Origin of the sequence: Flavobacterium tagetis (assembly GCF_016735615.1) — a bacterium.
In the GTDB taxonomy this organism is placed as follows: domain Bacteria; phylum Bacteroidota; class Bacteroidia; order Flavobacteriales; family Flavobacteriaceae; genus Flavobacterium; species Flavobacterium tagetis.
The window spans coordinates 370649-388544 of sequence record NZ_JAERSF010000001.1 but is presented as its reverse complement, the minus strand read 5'-3'; the positions used below and the strand labels follow the sequence as shown (position 1 = coordinate 388544).

Here is a 17896-nt window from a genome sequence, read left to right as displayed (position 1 = left end):
TTTAATTATTATGTCACACGAGCACGTATCAAATACAAAAAGAATCTGGTTTGTTTTCGGATTGCTTTCAGTAGTAACTACAGTTGAAGTTATTTTAGGTATCTATAAACCTGCATCATTAGAGTTTACTCATTTTGTTGGTTTGAATTTGTTAAACTGGATTTTCTATATCCTTACAGTTTTCAAAGCATATTATATTGTATGGGCATTTATGCACATGGAAGGTGAAAAAAGCAGCCTTAGATGGTCTGTAGTTTCTCCTGTTATCTTCCTAGTTTTATATTTATTGTTTATTCTGTTAACAGAAGGACATTATATTTATGGGGTTTTTAAAGATTCTACTATTAAATGGAATTTTTAACATGATATTAATTCGAAAAGAAGCTCCGATTTACGGAGCTTTTTTTATTTTTGTACCTCAATAATTCTCCGTTAATACAATGAAAAAAAATATAGTTCTCTTTGTACTTTTTGTTTTGCCAATTGTAGCGTATTTATTCTTTGCTTCTGGTGTAAATAGTTTTACTACTCTTCCTGTAATAACACCTAAAGTAGCCGATTTTGGAAATTGGAATTCATTAAACGGAAAAAAAATCTCCCTTGATAAAAAAATTACTGTACTTGGTTTTTCTGGAACAAACATTTTAGAAAACAGAGGTAATTATTTTAATCTAAATGAAAAGATCTACAAACGTTACAACGGTTTTGAAGATCTTCAGTTTGTGGTGCTATGTCCAACAGAAACTGAAAAAGAAGCGCAAAAAATTGTTGATGCATTATCTCCTTTTACAGATGTTAAGAATTGGAATTTTGTTTTTGCTTCAAAAGAAGAAATTCAGAAGTTTTATGACGGATTGCATTTAAAAGAAAAGCTGAATGAAAACCTTGGAACCTCTAACGTTTATATTATCGATAAAGAACGTAATTTGAGAGGAAGAAAAGATCAGAAAGAGTATAAAGAAGGATACGATACTTTTCATCCATCTGAGTTGAGTAATGAAATGCTTGACGATTTCAAGATTATTCTTTACGAATACCGCGCAGCTTTAAAGAAGAATCATAACGCTACAAAGCAACTTTAAAATAATTTATAATGTTCAAAAACAAATCATATATTGGAATCTCTTTTGTTATTTTGATTTTTGGGATTTACGCCATTCCTAAAATTGTAGATCGAGTTAAAAACGGTGACGTAGTAAAAGGGAATCGTTTGGATAATGTAGGAGTAAAATCTTCAAAAGATGCTAAGCTATTGACAATTGGTCCTGCTCCAAAATTCGAATTGACGAATCAGGATAACGTCAAAGTTTCTAATGAAACATATAAAGGAAAGGTATATGTTTTGGAATTCTTCTTTACGACCTGTCCTTCGATCTGTCCAAAGATGAATATGAGTATGCTGGAAATAGAAAAGACCTTTTTTGGAAATCCTAACTTCGGAATTGTTTCAATTACAATTGATCCAAAACATGATACGCCACAGGTTTTAAAAGATCATGCAAAATTGCTTGGAGTGAAGTCTACTAATTGGAATTTCCTGACAGGAGACAGAAACGTAATTATGGATTTGTCAAATAAAGGCTTTAACCTTTATGCGGGAGAAAATGATAAAGTAAGCGGTGGATTTGAGCATTCTGGTTTATTTGCCTTAATTGATAAAGATGGGAATATTCGTTGCAGAAAAGACGAGTTTGGAAATCCGAGTATTTACTACGATGGTTTAGATAAAAAAGGAGTTAGGGATATTCAAGAAGACATTAAAATTTTATTAGCAGAATAAAAATGGAAGATAATACTTTAGAGAAAAAATTCAGCAAATTTATTATTGCGGTTTCAATAATAATTCCTGTTGTTGTGGCAATTTTGTTCGGAGTTAAATTAAAAGATTTCGGTATTAATGTAGAGCCGTTATCATTTTTGCCTCCAATTTACGCAACTACAAATGGTATTACTGCAGTTGTGTTGGTTTGGGCTGTTTTAGCAATTAAAAAAGGAAACCAAAAATTACACGAAAGATTGATGACTTCGGCTATTGCATTATCAGTTGCATTTTTAGTAATGTATGTAGCGTATCATATGACTTCAGATTCTACAAAATATGGAGGAGAAGGGGTATTACGTTATGTATATTTCTTTATCCTTATAACACATATTTTATTGTCAATCGCAATTATTCCGCTTGTTTTGATTACGTATGTAAGAGCGCTTGCAAAACGTTTTGACAGACACAGAAAAATAGCTAAAATTACTTTTCCACTTTGGCTGTACGTTGCTGTAACGGGAGTGATTGTTTATTTAATGATTTCGCCTTATTATGTACACTAAAAAATATAATATTCAATTTTTAAAATCCAAATTCCAAGCCTTAGTTTTTGGAATTTGTTTTTTCTTCATTGGAATTTCAGCAAACGCTCAATGTGCCATGTGCCGTGCTGCGTTAGGAGGAGATTCTAATACTAAAAAAGCAGAAGCGGTAAATGACGGAATTGTTTATTTAATGGTAATTCCATATTTACTCGTATTAATAATAGGATATTTGATTTATCGAATGTATTCTAAAAAGAAAAAAGCAGTGTAATTTACACTGCTTTTCTTTTTTACTTAAGTCCATTGACCGAGACATTCACTGTTCCGTTTATTTTGATGAAAGCTATAATTGCTTGATTGGTTAACTGTATTTTATCAAACTGAATATCTTCCATTTTTCCGTTAACAAATACGCCAGGCATTGGTGAATAATTCTTTAAATAACTTGCCATGCTTTTTTTGCCTTCTTCTAAATTCGGTTGGATGGAATAACGGCAACTTTCTTCCATTTTTCTAAGGATATATCCTTGCGCAAGCCAGTTTGCAGTACGCATCAATTTGCTTTTGGTGTCCAGAACATAGTCTAGCTTTTCAAAGTAGATTTCTTTTGTTTGAGCATTATATGACGGAAAGCCATTTAGATAAAGTGTTCCGTTGATAGATCCTAGAACATCTAATGCGATAACCATTTTACCATCTTTATGCCAAATTGAAACATTTTTTACGGTTACTTTTTTACTGCCAGAACCAAATTCTTGACCAGCAAAATTATTGGTCATGATCTTAGAGGCGTCTACGTAGCTTGAAATCGCAGCAATATTAGCCGAGATTTGGTTTGGAATTTTGGCAACAGGTTTTAGAGCAATTTTGTTTGCATTATATTTTGATTCTGGCTGTTTTCCAACTATGGTTTCCATATTACATTTCATTCCCATATCAAGCAAGAAAGAATCGTTTTTTAGTTTTGCGTTTGTAGAATAAATTTCTATCGGAACAATTCGCAACCAGCTTTCATAAGTATCGCTCATTTGAAAAGGAGTGCATATTTTTTCAACGGCTTGAAGAACGTTTGGTTTGAAATCCATTGATTTTTCAATTGCACCATCAATTTCCTTTTCAAGTTTGCTTTTAAAAATAGAAACCGCTGGATTTATCAAATAAGTAATCGGCATATTTTTGCCAAACACGGTCATTGTTGGGCTTTCGTTCCAATTTAGAGACTTGAACTCCGTTTTTGTTGTTAGTTTCCAGTTGTTAAGAGTGGCTTCACTAGATAAAGTTATAACCCCGTTTAAGTTAAATTCTCTAACGTCGTACAGCTCTATCCCCATTTTTTTTGTACCGATTCGGTATTTAATATTCGCTTTAAGCGGTAAAATGGTTCTTATTCTTTTATCGGGATTTGATGGATCATTTTGAATTTTGACCGGAGCTTGTTTCCAGATTTTCATCTCAATGTCGTCATCCTCTATATTATTGTCTTCGTAAATTAGTCCATTTAGAAGAGTGTTGGTTTGGTTTTCAATATCTTTTAATTTTATCGTAATCGGAAGGTTGATAAAAGAAGGGCTGCTGTCATAAACTAATGGGCTAGCATCGTCAGGTTCCGGTTTTAAAGTTTCTAATTTTGAAGTTGAAGAACAGCTTGTTAATACGGCAAGTGCTGAAAAAATTGAAATAATAGAAGTTAGTTTCATTTTAATATGAATTTTTAGACAAGGTAAAATTATAAAAACAATCATATTTTCTAAAAAAAAGTGTAACAATTACTAAAAAAGGAAGTCTAATACTAAAATAGGTAATCCAAATTATTAACTTTTTATTATCATAAATTACTTAATAAAAACGTTATCATTGTCTAAAAAAATTAACAATACCATGATTGAAATTAAAGATTTACATAAATCCTATAAAATGGGAAGTTCGCAATTACATGTATTAAAAGGAATTAATTTTAATATAGAAGAAGGAGAATTGGTAGCAATCATGGGTTCGTCAGGTTCAGGTAAATCGACACTTCTTAATATTTTAGGAATTTTGGATGAAGCTGATTCTGGTAGTTATATTTTAGATAAAACACCAATAAAGAAATTAAACGAAACAATTGCTTCGAAATATCGCAACAAATTTTTAGGTTTTGTTTTTCAGTCTTTTAACTTAATAAATTACAAAACGGCATTAGATAATGTTGCAATGCCGTTGTATTATCAAGGCGTTAAAAGAAAGGAGCGTTATGAGATTGCGATGAAATATTTGGAAAAAGTAGGATTAGGTTCTCATGTTCATCACTTGCCAAATGAACTTTCTGGAGGTCAGAAACAGCGTGTTGCTATTGCGAGAGCATTGGCTTCCAATCCGAAAGTATTGCTTGCCGATGAGCCAACGGGAGCTCTTGATACTAAAACTTCGTATGAAGTTATGGAGCTTATTCAGGGGATAAATGACGAAGGAAAAACAATTTTAATTGTTACACACGAACCTGATATTGCCGCAATGTGCAAAAGAAATGTAGTCCTAAAAGATGGATTAATTATCGATGATAAAAAAGTAGAACAAGTTAGAGCTTCGTCTTATGTTTAATATTGAACGCTGGCAGGAAATATTTGAGGCCATTTCTAAAAACCGTTTAAGAACATTCTTGACGGGAATTTCTGTGGCTTCTGGGATTTTTATCCTTGTGATTTTGCTTGGTGCTGGTAAAGGGCTTCAAAATGGAATTGAAAAACAATTCGAACGCGATGCTGCTGGAATTATAGAAGTTTGGTCTGGAACAACTACTAAAGAATACAAAGGACTAAATCCAGGAAGGCAGATTCAATTTCGCAATAGCGATTATAATCAATCGGTGCAGAAATTTGAAGATAAACTAGATCTCAGAGCTTCAACAAATAATTACTGGGGGCAGGCTTTTGCTTATGGCAAAGAATCGGGAAGTTATCAGTTTAGAGGAGTAAATCCGGATTATGGCGGAATTGAAAATTTAACCATAGTTCAAGGTCGCTATATTAATGCCAAGGATTTAGAAAGTAACGCCAAAGTTGCTGTTATCGGAATGAAGCTAAAAACCGATCTGCTTAAAGATAAAGAGGCAATAGGAGAAGAGATTCTGATTAACAATATCAACTTTAAAGTGGTCGGTGTTTTTACAGACCCTGGAGGAGAAAGAGAAGAGACCCGTGCTTATTTACCATTGACTACAGTTCAGAAAACATTCGGCGGAGGTGATAAAATCAGCAACTTGTTTTTTACCTTAAAAAAGACGCAAGATTATGACGAAGCATTGGCTCAGTCAGAAAAATTTACCCAAGATTTAAAAGACTTATTAAAGAGTAAAAATGTTGTTGCGCCAGAAGATGATGGTGGTGTAGGAGTGTACAACTCAGTTAAAGATGCCAAGCAGTTTTACGATTTAAATTTATATATCAGACTCTTCTTTTGGTGGGTTGGTATCTGTACTATTATAGCGGGTGTTGTTGGAGTGAGTAATATTATGCTTATTATAGTAAAAGAACGTACAAAAGAAATCGGGATTAGAAAAGCATTAGGAGCTTCGCCTTTTTCAATTATCACGATGATTCTTCATGAGTCAATTTTTATTACGACTATTGCAGGTTTTGTCGGATTATTGGCTAGTCTTGCATTATTAGAATTTGTTGGCCCGATGGTGCAGAGTGAATATTTCAGAAATCCAGAAGTAGATTTTAGTGTAGCTTTAACTACTTTGGTATTACTTGTTTTTGCAGGAGCAATGGCAGGATTTTTTCCAGCGTATAGAGCAGCAAAAATTAAACCTATTGTAGCACTTAGAGACGAATAGTTATGTTTAAAAAAGATAATTGGGACGAGATTTTACAGGCTTTAACGGCCAATCCCTTCAGGACTATTCTGACGGCTTTTGGTGTTTTTTGGGGTATTTTTATCTTGGTAATTTTACTTGCTGCAGGTAATGGTTTAGAAAATGGAATCAAAAAAGGTTTTGATGGAATTGCGACTAATACCATGTTTATGTGGAGTCAGACTACTTCAAAAGCTTATAAAGGTTTGCCAAAAACAAGACGTTATGATTTTAGAAATAGTGATGTAACAGCGCTTAAAGCAGCATTGCCAGATTTATTATATGTTTCGCCGAGAAATCAATTAGGTGATTTTAATGGAACAAATAACGTAGTAAGAGGAACCAAAACTTCTGCTTTCACAATTTACGGAGATTATCCAGAGCTGATTAAACAGCAGCCAATGGATATCATTAAAGGAAGATTTGTAAACCAACAGGATATTGAGCAAAAAAGAAAAGTTTGCGTAATTGGGAAAGGAGTTATCAGCGAACTTTATGGTAAAGAAGAGGAAGCTGTTGGAACGTACATCAAAATTAACAGCATCAACTTTATGGTTGTTGGAGTTTATAAGTCTAAACAACAAGGAGGAAATGCAGAACAAGAGCAAAAGAATATTTTTATTCCTTTTACAACTTTTCAGCAAGCCTTTAATTATGGAGATAAAGTAGGATGGATGGCGCTTACTGCAAAAGACGAAACCTCTATTACAGATTTAAAACCTAAAATTTTAGAGATTATAAAATCATTGCATTCCATAAATCCGACGGATGAGAGAGCAGTTGGAAATTTTGATTTGTATGAGCAGTTTAATAAAGTGCAAAGCTTATTCAATATTTTAAAAGTAATTGCCTATTTCGTAGGGACATTAGTTTTGATTTCAGGCGTAATCGGAATTTCGAACATCATGCTAATTGTGGTTAAAGAACGTACAAAAGAAATTGGGATTAGAAGAGCTTTAGGGGCAACCCCTGGAGCAATTAGAAGTCAAATATTAACTGAGTCTATATTTTTAACTATTATTTCTGGTATGCTCGGAATTGCTGTTGCCACAGGAATTATAGCAGTTTTAAATATGGCCTTAGACTCGATGCCTGCAGATCAAAATACTATGTTTGCGAATCCAACAGTAGATTTAGGAGTTGTATTTGTGGCATTAATTATATTGGTCGGATCTGGTTTGCTGGCCGGATTTATCCCAGCGCAGACAGCAATCAATGTTAAACCTGTAGATGCATTAAGAACAGAATAAATTATCAATCAAAATAAATCGATTAAACCCTAGACAAATGAAAAAAGGAGTAACCGTAACCATTTTAATATTTATCGCAGTTGTTTTTTTTGGCGCGCTGTACTATTTGTATGCTAAAAACCAAGAATCTCCGATTGTATTTAAAACGGAAAAAGCAGAAATCAAGACCATCGTAAAAAATACTATTGCGACAGGTAATATTCAGCCTGATGAAGAGGTTCTAATCAAACCAAATATCTCAGGTATTATTGAAGAAGTGTATATCAAAGCGGGTGAAAAAATCAAAGCTGGCGATATGATTGCTAAGATTAGAGTTGTAGCAAATGTTTCGAATGTAAGCAATTCTCAGAATCAGGTGCAGACCGCTAAAATAGCATTAGATAATCAGGAAAAAATCTATAAAAGGCAGAAAACATTATTTGAGAAAGATGTAATTTCTGCAAATGATTATGACGCTGCATTATTATCTTACAATCAGGCAAAACAAAACTACTTAGCTGCAAAACAAGGTTTAGATATTGTTAAAACTGGAACAACTTCTTCTTTAGGAAATTATGCCAATACTTTAATTCGTTCTACAGTGAACGGAATGGTACTAGATGTTCCAGTAAAAGTTGGTAATCAAGTTATCGAAAGTAATAACTTCAATGAAGGAACTACAATCGCAAGTGTTGCCGATGTTGGAAGGATGATTTTTATTGGAAAAATCGACGAATCTGAAGTTGGAAAAATCAAAGAAAAAATGCCGATTGAGATTACAGTTGGTGCCATCGAAAATAAAAAGTTTGATGCTGTTTTAAATTATATTGCTCCAAAAGGAGTTACAGAAAATGGAGCTATCCAGTTTGAAATTAAAGCACAAATGGTTAACAGAGATGATACTTTTATTAGAGCTGGTTTAAGTGCCAATGCTTCAATTATTTTAGAAAAAGCAGAGAAAGTTTTGGCAATAAAAGAATCTTTGGTTCAATTTGACAAAAAAACACAAAAGCCTTATGTAGAAGTTGAAACTGCTCCACAGAAATTTCAAAGAAGAGATTTGGTTCTTGGGGTTAGTGACGGAATCTACGTTCAAGTTAAAAGTGGTGTAAATGATACAGATAAAATTAAAATCTGGAATCAAGGTTTGATTAACGAAGGAGACAAAGAAAAAAAATAAGCTAATTTGAAAGGTTAAGGATCTTTTGGTTTTAAAAATGTTAAATTTGCGTAGTTTGGTTTACTGCGCCTTCATTAAAAGTATATGAAAATAAATAAATATAATAGTCTGGTTTTTGCAGTGTTATTCGGATTCGGATTAACTGGACAGGCGCAATCAAAACAATGGACTTTGGAAGAGTGTGTGAGATATGCACTCGAAAATAATATCACGGTAAAACTATCTGAATTAGATGTAAAAAATGCTGAGATCGATAAAAGAGGAGCTTTAGGTAATTATCTTCCATCTGTAAATGGAAATGCTTCTCACTCTTGGAACATCGGTTTGAACCAGGATGTCACAACGGGTATTTTACGTAATCAGACTACACAATATTCTTCAGTTGGTATAAATGCAGGAGTTGACATCTACAAAGGCCTGCAGAATCAAAACACTATGAGAAAGGCGAAATTAAGTATTATTGCCTCTCATTATCAGCTATTAAAAATGCAGGAAGATATTTCTCTGAATGTTGCCAGTGCCTTTTTACAAATTTTATCTAATAAAGAAGATTTAAAGGTTAAAAAAGAGCAGTTAGCAATCGATGAAAAAAGATATGCTCGTTCTGAAGAAATGGTAAATGCAGGAACTATACCGCGTGGAGATTTGTTTGATTTGAAAGCTACTGTAGCAACTGATAAACAAAACATCGCGGTTTCTGAGAATAATTTGCTAATCTCTAAATTGAGTTTAGCACAGCTTTTACAATTAAAAGAATTTGCGGATTTTGATGTAGTTGACGACACAAATGTAGCGGATGAAAATAATATCTTAGCTCAGAGTCCAATTGAAATTTATAATAAAGCTAAAGAAACTAGAACAGAGTTAAAATTAGCGCAAACAAATCTTGAAATCGCTGAAAAAAATGTTACTATAGCTAAAGGGGCTTATCAGCCAACGCTTTCAGGTTTCTACGGGTTTAATACGAGAGCAAGTTATAGTGATCAAGTTAAGTTAGATGCAAACGGTAATCCATATACTGTAGGTCCAGATCCTATATTCCAGCAGTTTAGTGATAATAAAGGACATAATTTTGGATTGCAGTTAAATGTTCCTATCTTTAATGGTTTCTCGGTTAAGAATAATGTGGAACGTAATAAAGTAAGTTTAGAAAAATCTAAAATAGATTTAGAGCAAAAAAGTTTAGATTTGCAACGTAACGTTTATACTGCTTTTACAGATGCAAGAGGAGCTTTAAATACTTATGAATCTTCTACTGTAACTTTAGAAGCAAGACAGCAGGCTTACAATTATGCAAAAGAAAAATATGATGTTGGTTTAATGAATTCATTTGATTTCACACAAGCTCAAACATTATTGACTAATGCGCAGTCTGATGTTATTAGAACAAAATACGATTACATGTTTAAAATCAAAATATTAGAGTTTTATTTCGGAATTCCAATTGTTCCAATTATTACAAAATAATTTATTATGTCAAAAAAAACAATTTATTTCTTAGTTGGTGGTGTACTAATAATCATCATTGCTTTAGTGGCTCTTAAAAATGGTGGAATAATAGGAAATAAAGACGAAGGAACAGAAGTAGAAACTGCAAAAGTAATGGCTTCAACAATTGTTGAAACAGTATCTGCAACAGGTAAAATCCAACCAGAAATTGAAGTTAAAATTGCTTCGATGGTTTCGGGCGAGATAATTTCATTAAATGTAAAAGAAGGACAGGTAGTAAAAAAAGGTGATTTATTAGTGAAAATAAATCCAGATTTATATACCTCTGGATTAGATAGATCTGTTGCAAATTTAGCTGGAACAAAAGCAAGTCTTACTCAGTCTGACGCTAGTTTTAAAGAGGCAAAAGCAAATTATGAGCGTAATAAAATATTGTATGACAAAGGTGTAATCTCAAAATCTGATTGGGATAAAGCCATTTCTACTTTTGAAGTTGCCAAAGCAACAAAACAAAGTGCTTATTACAATGTTCAAAGCGCTTCGGCATCTGTAACAGAAGCTCGAGACAATTTAGGGCGTACAACAATTTATTCTCCTGCTGATGGAACTATTTCTGTATTAAATGTAGAATTGGGAGAAAGAGTTTTAGGAACACAGCAAATGGCAGGAACTGAGCTTTTGCGTGTTGCCAATTTGAACAACATGGAGGTTGAAGTTGACGTAAACGAAAATGATATTGTAAAAATTAAAATAGGAGACGAAGCAAATGTTGAAGTGGATGCTTATTTAAAAAAGAAATTTAAAGGCGTTGTAACCAGTATTTCTAATTCTGCTAGCACTACATTGACTTCAGATCAGGTAACAAATTTTAAAGTTAAAGTTCGCATTCTTAAAGATTCATATCAAGATTTGTTAGAAGGAAAACCAAGTACTTATTCTCCTTTTAGACCTGGAATGACTGCTACAGTTGATATTATTACAATAACAAAAACAAATGTATTGGCAGTGCCAATTAGTTCTGTTGTAGTAAAATCGGATACTACTGCTGTAAAAGATTTTAAAGTTGAAGATCCAAATGAGGATAAAAAAGTAGCTCCAAAAAGCGATAAAAAATTCGAATGTGTTTTTGTTAAAGTTGGAGATAAAGCTAAAATTAGAATCATTAAAACCGGAATTCAAGACGATACTAATATAGAAGTAACTTCTGGACTAAAATCTGGTGATGTTGTTATTACAGGACCATATACAACAGTTTCTAAAGATCTGAACTCTGGAGATAAAGTAAAGCTTAAAAAAGCCGAAGCTCCTAAGAAATAATATTTAAGCATATTGTCCCTGAGCGAAGTCGAAGGCTTTAATGCTAGCTTCTATTTCGCTCAGCCTGACACCAATAATTAATTTTTAAAACTACACATTTTGTCTTTTATTCTCAATATCGAAACGGCTACTAAAAATTGTTCTGTATCTATAGCAAAAGATGGTCAGACCATTGTTTGCAGTGAATTGGCAGATGAAGGGTATTCGCATGCAGAAAAACTTCATGTTTTTATTGAAGAGGTAATAGCAAAGGCAGGAATATCGGCACAGGATTTAAAAGCCGTTGCTGTGAGCCAAGGGCCAGGATCATATACAGGTCTGAGAATTGGTGTTTCGGCAGCAAAAGGCTTGTGTTATGCTTTAAATATTCCGTTGATTGCTGTTGATACGATGCAGACTTTAGCATCGCAAGCAGGAGTTACAGACGGAAAAATTATACCAATGTTAGATGCACGCCGTATGGAAGTTTACAGCGCCATTTTTAAGTCAGATTTGACACTGGAAAGAGAGATTAAAGCAGAAATTATTGACGAAAATTCATTTCAAGAATATACAGACAAACTTTACTTTGTTGGCGATTGTGCTGAAAAATGTAAACCAGTTTTGACTAAAGACAATTTTGTGTTTTTAGAAAACATAAAATATCCTTCTGCACAAGCAATGAGTAAAATCAGTTTTGATAAGTATCAAAAAAGCGACACTGTAGATGTCGCTTATTTTGAACCTTATTATTTAAAAGATTTTATGATTGCTCCTCCAAAGAAACAAGAATAAGAATTTTAACGCATGTTTAAATTTAATCTGTTTGCATCTGCATAAAAAAAAATCTGCGTAAAAAAGTATTTCACACAGATTTGATAAGATTTTAGCAGATTAAATTAGATATTACTCGCAGCATAAAATTATTTTATTCTTTGCCCCACGAGTTAAACATATTATTTCTGTATTGTGTACGGTTGAATTGCAATTCCAGCTTCATCCAATGCTATTTTGCAATTCTCTAAAGTTTCAGAGAAAACAGCTCCGTAATTGGCATTTTTTGCCCAAGGACGAACAGCAAAATCAATAGAACTTGCCGATAGATTTTTTACAAAAACCTCTGGTGCAGGTTTCTTCAATACTTTAGGATTTTTATTTAAAACATCTAAAAGAATTTCTTTAGCCTTTTTAATGTCAGAATCATAGGAAATAGCAAAAGTCAAATCGGCTCTTCTTTCTCCCTGCATTGAGTAATTGATGATATTTCCGTTAGATAAAGAACCATTTGGAACAAACACAGTCTGGTTATTTGCCGTAAGCATTTTGGTTACAAAAATCTGTATTTCAAGAACTGTTGCAATAACACCTTGTGCCTCTATCGTATCTCCAACCTTGAAAGGTTTGAAAACGATAATTAGCATTCCTCCTGCAAAGTTAGAAAGCGATCCTTGCAACGATAAACCAACCGCAAGACCCATTGCTCCTAATATGGCAACAAAAGACGAAGTTTCAATTCCTAATTTAGAAATAAAGGTTACAAATAATAATATTCGCAACGCCCATAATAAAATATCAGATAAGAATTTGGTTAATGTTGGATCTAGATTTCTCTGAATCATTATTTTTCTAATAATTCGATTAATTAGTCTGATGGCATATAAACCAACAAATAGGATTAAAAAAGCAGAAATCAGTTTTGGTGAATAATCAACTAAAATGTCAATAAAACGACTGATGTATTTACTGACTTGTTCTGGACTAAGATTCATAGATTTTAAAATAAAAAAACCTTCTCATAAGAGAAGGTATATTAGTAGTGCAAATATAAGAATATTTACATTATTCGAAAAATGAGTCTATGCTTTCTCAGCAGCGTCGTCAGCTATTTCTTCTACTTCTGCTACTGTTTTCTCGCTTTCGTCAACTACAGTTTCAGAAACGATTTCTGGTGTTTCGTTAGTTCCCAAAGAAGCTGTTTTCTCTTTTACAGAATCTACTACGTCATTTACTACTTTAGCTGCTTTATCAGCATATTCGCTTACCGTATCTTTTGCTTTATCAGCATATTCTGCAGCGTTATCAATGATCGGTTCCGAAACTTCTTTTACTTTTTCAATAGTTTCTTCTGCAAAAGCTTCTGCCTTCTCAATATACGGTACAGCAGCTTCTTTTGCTTGTTCAAAAGTCTCTTCGGCATTATTTGCCAATTCAGTTACAGACTCTTTGGTTGAGCCAAACAAATTTTTAAAAAATGAAGATAATCCCATGGTTTTTAATTAATTGGTTAAGAATGCAATATTAATTAATTTTATAGAATTACTCGTTTTTTTAATGATAAATAATTGAAATATAGTGTTTAACAATAAAAAAAGCGCCTCATTGAGACGCTTTCTATTTGTTTCTTTTAGCAATTAAGCATTTACTGCTTCTACTTTAATAGCTTCATCGTTTAGCATGCTTTTTAACATATTTTCGATACCACTTTTTAAAGTAAATGTAGATGAAGGACATCCGCTGCAAGCACCTTGCAATAATACTTTTACTGTTTTGTCATCTTCATTATAAGATTCGAAAGCAATGTTTCCTCCATCGGCAGCTACCGCTGGTTTTACATATTCTTCTAAGATGTTAATGATTTGCTGTGATGTAACATCTAGTTTATCAAAAGCTTCGTCTTTTGTTGCCTCAGTTTTGGCTTTAGTTTCAATTAAACTTTCGTCTAAAACGGTTCCTCCGTTTTCGATAAATTGTTTAATGAAAGTTCTTAACTCTAAAGTGATTTCATCCCAGTTATTGATTTCATATTTCGTAACTGAAATATAATTTTCATCAATAAAAATTTCTTTTACATAAGGAAATTTGAATAATTCCTGAGCTAATGGAGAAGAAGCTGTCTGGTCAATATTTTTATATTCTACAGCATTACGAGTTAGCATTCTGCTTACAACAAATTTTAAAGCTGAAGGATTTGGAGTTGTTTCTCCGTAAACTGTAATTGGCTGTTTTTTTGGTTTTGTTTCATCAATCTTAATGATTACGCCACCTTTGTCAACAAAAGCACTTATTTGTTCCGCTACAGCGTCTTTTACATCATCCCAATCAACAATGCTATATCTTTCAATAGCGATAAAATTTCCAGAGATATAAACTGTTTTAACAAACGGTAAATAGAATAATTGTTGTGCTAGAGGAGAAGCTTGTGCTTCATCAATATTTTTGAACTCAAAGTTTTGATTCTGAGTAATAAAATCCTCAAATTCAAACTTTAATATAGTTGGATTTTGAGTCTCTTTTATAGTGATTTTAGTCATGGTAATATATTTTTTGCAAATTTAATAAAGTTATTTTCTACTAATGGCTATATTTGATTTTTTAATGAAATAATTAAGACTCTTTTCAAATAAATCGTGTTAAATTGCAAGAGTGAAAATTATGTGGAAACAAAATTGTCTTTATGAAATTTAAAATCAAGGTTTTATTAATTTTTCTCATTACTGCTTTTTACTCTTACTCCCAGGAGGGAATACCTGTCTATTCGGATTATTTGTCTGATAATTATTACCTAATTCATCCTTCTATGGCTGGCGCGGCGAACTGTGCCAAAATACGATTAACAGCAAGAAAACAATGGTTTGGAGAAGAAGAAGCTCCATCTTTGCAAACTTTAAGTTTTAACGGAAGAATAGGAGAACGTTCTGGAGCTGGTATTATTCTTTTTAACGATGAAAACGGATATCATTCTCAAAAAGGTGTGAAATTGACTTACGCACATCATATTATGTTTTCGAGAGATGAACTGGATTTAAATCAGTTGTCTTTTGGTATTAGTGGAGGCTTAATACAAAGCCAATTGGACGAAACAAAATTTGGAGGAACTTTTGATCCAATTGTGTTTGGGTCGATTCAGAAAGATTCTTATTTTAATCTTGATATTGGAGCTTCGTATAATTATTTGGATTTCTATGCGCACGCAACAGTTCAAGGATTGCTAGAAACTAGAAGAGAACTTTATACAGATTATGAAAGTGATAATCTTAGAAAGTTTTTATTTAGTGCTGGTTATGTGTTCGGAAAAAATAGTAGTTGGACTTGGGAGCCTTCTATTCTTTTCCAGCTATTTGATCAGACAAAGGCTAAAACACTCGATTTAAATATGAAAGCCTATAAAAGTATGGATTTTGGAAGTCTATGGGCGGCTTTATCTTATAGAAGAGGTTTTGATGGGGCACAATATATTTCTGGAAGTGGAGTGTCATCTCAAAAAATACAATACTTTACACCAATTGTCGGGGTTAATTTCAAGAATTTTATGTTTGCTTATACTTATACTCAGCTAATGGGAGATGTTAAGTTTGACACAGGCGCCTTTCATCAAATTACTTTAGGAATTAATTTATTCTGCAAAAAAGAACGTTACGACTGTAATTGTCCTGCAGTTAACTAAAATTATTATTATGCTTATTAAATCTGTAAACGGAAAATCGCCTCTTATTCCAGAGGATTGTTATGTTGCCGAGAACGCTACTATTGTAGGAGATGTTACTTTTGGAGAATCTTGCAGTGTTTGGTTTAATGCTGTTGTGAGAGGAGATGTTCACTTTATAAAAATTGGAAATAAAGTAAATATTCAAGACGGTGCTGTAATTCACTGTACATATCAAAAGCACCCAACAATTATAGGAAACAACGTTTCAATCGGACATAACGCGATTGTACACGGCTGTACGATTCACGATAATGTTTTAATCGGAATGGGAGCAATTGTAATGGATAACTGCGTAGTAGAAAGTAATGCAATAATTGCCGCTGGAGCTGTAGTAACTCAAAACACGGTTGTAACTTCTGGAAGTATTTACGCTGGTGTTCCTGCCAAAAAAGTAAAAGACATTGATCAATCTGACTTTGCAGGCGAAATCGAACGTATTTCGAATAATTACGTCATGTATTCGAGCTGGTTTAAAAACGAAGATTAAACTTTAAAAATTCCAATAATAAAAAATTCCAAATTCCAAGGTTTGACTTTTTTGGAATTTGGAATTTTCTTTTTTTGAGATTTTAAAAAATTACAGGTTGATTTTTTCGAAGAAAGTATTTTTATAGCTTTCGCTGATTGGAATTCTTTTATCGCTTATTAATACCTTGTTTTTTTGAATTGATTTTACGTGTTTGATATTGATAATATATGATCTGTGAATTCTTGCAAAACCTTTGCTTGATAGCAAATTTTCAAGCTTTATTAAGCTAATTAAGGTCAGAGTAAATTTATTGTCGGTTGTATAAATTTTGACATAATCTTTAAGACCTTCGATAAAAAGAATATCAGCAAAATTCAATTTTACATTTTCATATTCAGCTCTAACAAACATAAAATCCTGTTCAATTTCAGGCGTATTATTGTTTTCTGCAATTGCTTGATTTGCGATAGGCTGTAAAACTTGCTGGGCTCTTACAACGGCCTTTAAAAATCGATGAAACGGAATCGGTTTTACTAAATAATCTACAGCGCCAAGATTAAATCCTTCTACAGCATAATCAGAATAAGCGGTTGTAAAAATAACCAGAGGCTTTTTTTCTATGGTGTTTAAAAAATCAATTCCAGAAAAATGAGGCATTTGGATATCCAGAAAAATCAGATCAACATTATTCTGATTGATGAATGAAACGGCATCAATAGCATTATTGAAAGTGTTTATTAATTCAAGAGTATCTACTTTTTTGACAAAGTCCTGTAATAATTCTACAGCTAAAGGTTCGTCATCAATAATTACACATTTCATCTTTTCTGAATTAGTTTTTTAAAGTTTATTTCGCATTCAAAAGTAGTTTGAAACCAGTAAATTAAGTTTTAAAATTTTCATAAAATACTGGTTTTTACAAATCAAAATTATGCGTTAACGGTTATCGTTTTTGTAAGCGTGTAACCATCTGTTAAATTTCCAGTCATTGTAGCCAGTTCATCGGCTAAGCTATCAGCAAAAACATTGTCTTTTGCGTTTGCTGTATCTGCTTGGCCATGCGCGGCATAATTGGTACTGGAGTAAACCTGACTAGAAATTGTTTCTGGAAACGCAATCTGAGTTACTAATAATGAAGCTCCTGTGTTAGATAAAACTTCAACGTGCACGTGCGGTGCTCTTCCTTGATACCAGCCAGGGTAAATTGAAATAAAAGAAACTTCTCCGTTGGTGTTTGAAGTTTGTCTTCCTCTCAAGAAATGAACAGAAGTATAATCGGTCTGTTGCATTTGCGTACCACCATATTCAGAATAATTTCCATCTTTGTCACAATGCCAGACATCTACTAAAACTCCAGAAAGAGGTTCGCAATTGTTATTCTTGTTTTCAATTTTTAAATTAATCAATAGTGCAATTCCAACACGGTCAGATTTGATATTTTCTAAAACCAGCTGACTTGGCGTTTTAATAGGGAATGGGCCTTTTGTTTCTGAAGGAGAAACGGTACAGCTTCCGTCTCCAGAATTGCTTGAGTCGGTATCATCGTTGTCGCTTTTAGAACAAGATTCTAAAAATTTTGAAGCGGTTGCCAATGATGCAATGCCCAAAATACCATTTCGGATGAATTTTTTTCTGTCCATAATCA

At 32.9% G+C, this 17896-nt stretch carries 20 protein-coding genes; 14 read left to right on the top strand and 6 right to left on the bottom strand.

All coding sequences use genetic code 11. From position 1 onward, the window contains the following. The first annotated feature begins 10 nt into the window (after positions 1 to 10). The 5 genes from JI750_RS01805 (at position 11) to JI750_RS01785 (ending at position 2578) form a co-directional block, all read left to right on the top strand. A complete protein-coding gene (locus JI750_RS01805; protein WP_201998583.1) occupies positions 11 to 361 on the top strand; it encodes a cytochrome C oxidase subunit IV family protein in 351 nt (116 codons plus the stop codon). A gap of 79 nt (positions 362 to 440) precedes the next feature. Further along, positions 441 to 1082: a hypothetical protein gene (locus JI750_RS01800; RefSeq protein WP_201998582.1), complete on the top strand. Its 642-nt coding sequence runs from the start codon at positions 441 to 443 to the stop codon at positions 1080 to 1082. 11 nt (positions 1083 to 1093) lie between these two features. Then, positions 1094 to 1780 (top strand): SCO family protein, encoded by a 687-nt coding sequence (locus tag JI750_RS01795; protein ID WP_201998581.1) that lies wholly within the window; start codon positions 1094 to 1096, stop codon positions 1778 to 1780. Positions 1781 to 1782: 2 nt separating this feature from the next. Further along, positions 1783 to 2325 (top strand): DUF420 domain-containing protein, encoded by a 543-nt coding sequence (locus JI750_RS01790; RefSeq protein WP_201998580.1) that lies wholly within the window; start codon positions 1783 to 1785, stop codon positions 2323 to 2325. Beyond that, positions 2315 to 2578, top strand: coding sequence for a hypothetical protein (locus tag JI750_RS01785; RefSeq protein WP_201998579.1), 264 nt, complete (start codon positions 2315 to 2317; stop codon positions 2576 to 2578). Before JI750_RS01790 ends, JI750_RS01785 begins: the two co-directional genes overlap by 11 nt. 19 nt (positions 2579 to 2597) lie before the next feature. Here JI750_RS01785 and JI750_RS01780 read toward each other — a convergent pair whose 3' ends face one another. Further along, on the bottom strand, positions 2598 to 4004 hold the full coding sequence (locus JI750_RS01780; RefSeq protein WP_201998578.1) for a DUF4403 family protein: 1407 nt from the start codon (positions 4002 to 4004) through the stop codon (positions 2598 to 2600). A gap of 181 nt (positions 4005 to 4185) precedes the next feature. Between JI750_RS01780 and JI750_RS01775 the strand changes: the two genes are divergently transcribed. From JI750_RS01775 to tsaB, 7 genes are all read left to right on the top strand, one after another. Further along, positions 4186 to 4887 carry an ABC transporter ATP-binding protein gene (locus JI750_RS01775; protein ID WP_201998576.1) on the top strand — a complete coding sequence of 234 codons (702 nt, stop codon included), beginning with the start codon at positions 4186 to 4188 and terminating at the stop codon, positions 4885 to 4887. Then, positions 4880 to 6124, top strand: a complete 1245-nt coding sequence (locus tag JI750_RS01770; protein WP_201998574.1) for an ABC transporter permease — start codon at positions 4880 to 4882, stop codon at positions 6122 to 6124. Before JI750_RS01775 ends, JI750_RS01770 begins: the two co-directional genes overlap by 8 nt. A gap of 2 nt (positions 6125 to 6126) precedes the next feature. After that, complete coding sequence (locus JI750_RS01765) at positions 6127 to 7392, top strand: ABC transporter permease (protein ID WP_201998572.1); 1266 nt, start codon at positions 6127 to 6129, stop codon at positions 7390 to 7392. A gap of 37 nt (positions 7393 to 7429) precedes the next feature. Beyond that, complete coding sequence (locus JI750_RS01760; RefSeq protein ID WP_201998570.1) at positions 7430 to 8551, top strand: efflux RND transporter periplasmic adaptor subunit; 1122 nt, start codon at positions 7430 to 7432, stop codon at positions 8549 to 8551. A gap of 84 nt (positions 8552 to 8635) precedes the next feature. Continuing rightward, positions 8636 to 10018, top strand: coding sequence for a TolC family protein (locus tag JI750_RS01755; protein WP_201998568.1), 1383 nt, complete (start codon positions 8636 to 8638; stop codon positions 10016 to 10018). A 6-nt stretch (positions 10019 to 10024) separates the two neighbouring features. Beyond that, positions 10025 to 11317 carry an efflux RND transporter periplasmic adaptor subunit gene (locus JI750_RS01750; protein ID WP_201998566.1) on the top strand — a complete coding sequence of 431 codons (1293 nt, stop codon included), beginning with the start codon at positions 10025 to 10027 and terminating at the stop codon, positions 11315 to 11317. Positions 11318 to 11416: 99 nt separating this feature from the next. Next, entirely contained in the window at positions 11417 to 12091 is a 675-nt protein-coding gene (tsaB, locus tag JI750_RS01745) for a tRNA (adenosine(37)-N6)-threonylcarbamoyltransferase complex dimerization subunit type 1 TsaB (RefSeq protein WP_201998564.1), read from the top strand. A 161-nt stretch (positions 12092 to 12252) separates the two neighbouring features. Here the strand turns inward: tsaB and JI750_RS01740 are convergent, their stop codons facing one another. The 3 genes from JI750_RS01740 to JI750_RS01730 all read right to left on the bottom strand — a co-directional run bounded on the left by JI750_RS01740 (position 12253) and on the right by JI750_RS01730 (position 14607). Next, positions 12253 to 13065, bottom strand: a complete 813-nt coding sequence (locus JI750_RS01740; RefSeq protein WP_201998562.1) for a mechanosensitive ion channel family protein — start codon at positions 13063 to 13065, stop codon at positions 12253 to 12255. A gap of 87 nt (positions 13066 to 13152) precedes the next feature. Continuing rightward, positions 13153 to 13563, bottom strand: coding sequence for a YtxH domain-containing protein (locus JI750_RS01735; protein WP_201998561.1), 411 nt, complete (start codon positions 13561 to 13563; stop codon positions 13153 to 13155). Between the two features lie 144 nt (positions 13564 to 13707). Further along, positions 13708 to 14607: a NifU family protein gene (locus JI750_RS01730; RefSeq protein ID WP_111364888.1), complete on the bottom strand. Its 900-nt coding sequence runs from the start codon at positions 14605 to 14607 to the stop codon at positions 13708 to 13710. A 143-nt stretch (positions 14608 to 14750) separates the two neighbouring features. Here JI750_RS01730 and JI750_RS01725 point away from each other — a divergent pair, with 143 nt between their 5' ends. Next, positions 14751 to 15740 carry a PorP/SprF family type IX secretion system membrane protein gene (locus JI750_RS01725; protein WP_201998560.1) on the top strand — a complete coding sequence of 330 codons (990 nt, stop codon included), beginning with the start codon at positions 14751 to 14753 and terminating at the stop codon, positions 15738 to 15740. A 10-nt stretch (positions 15741 to 15750) separates the two neighbouring features. Next, positions 15751 to 16269, top strand: coding sequence for a gamma carbonic anhydrase family protein (locus JI750_RS01720; protein WP_201998559.1), 519 nt, complete (start codon positions 15751 to 15753; stop codon positions 16267 to 16269). A gap of 90 nt (positions 16270 to 16359) precedes the next feature. Here JI750_RS01720 and JI750_RS01715 read toward each other — a convergent pair whose 3' ends face one another. Both JI750_RS01715 and JI750_RS01710 read right to left on the bottom strand, forming a co-directional pair. Then, a complete protein-coding gene (locus JI750_RS01715) occupies positions 16360 to 17073 on the bottom strand; it encodes a LytR/AlgR family response regulator transcription factor (RefSeq protein ID WP_201998558.1) in 714 nt (237 codons plus the stop codon). A 107-nt stretch (positions 17074 to 17180) separates the two neighbouring features. After that, positions 17181 to 17891, bottom strand: coding sequence for a dioxygenase family protein (locus tag JI750_RS01710; protein ID WP_201998556.1), 711 nt, complete (start codon positions 17889 to 17891; stop codon positions 17181 to 17183). Positions 17892 to 17896: the final 5 nt, after the last annotated feature.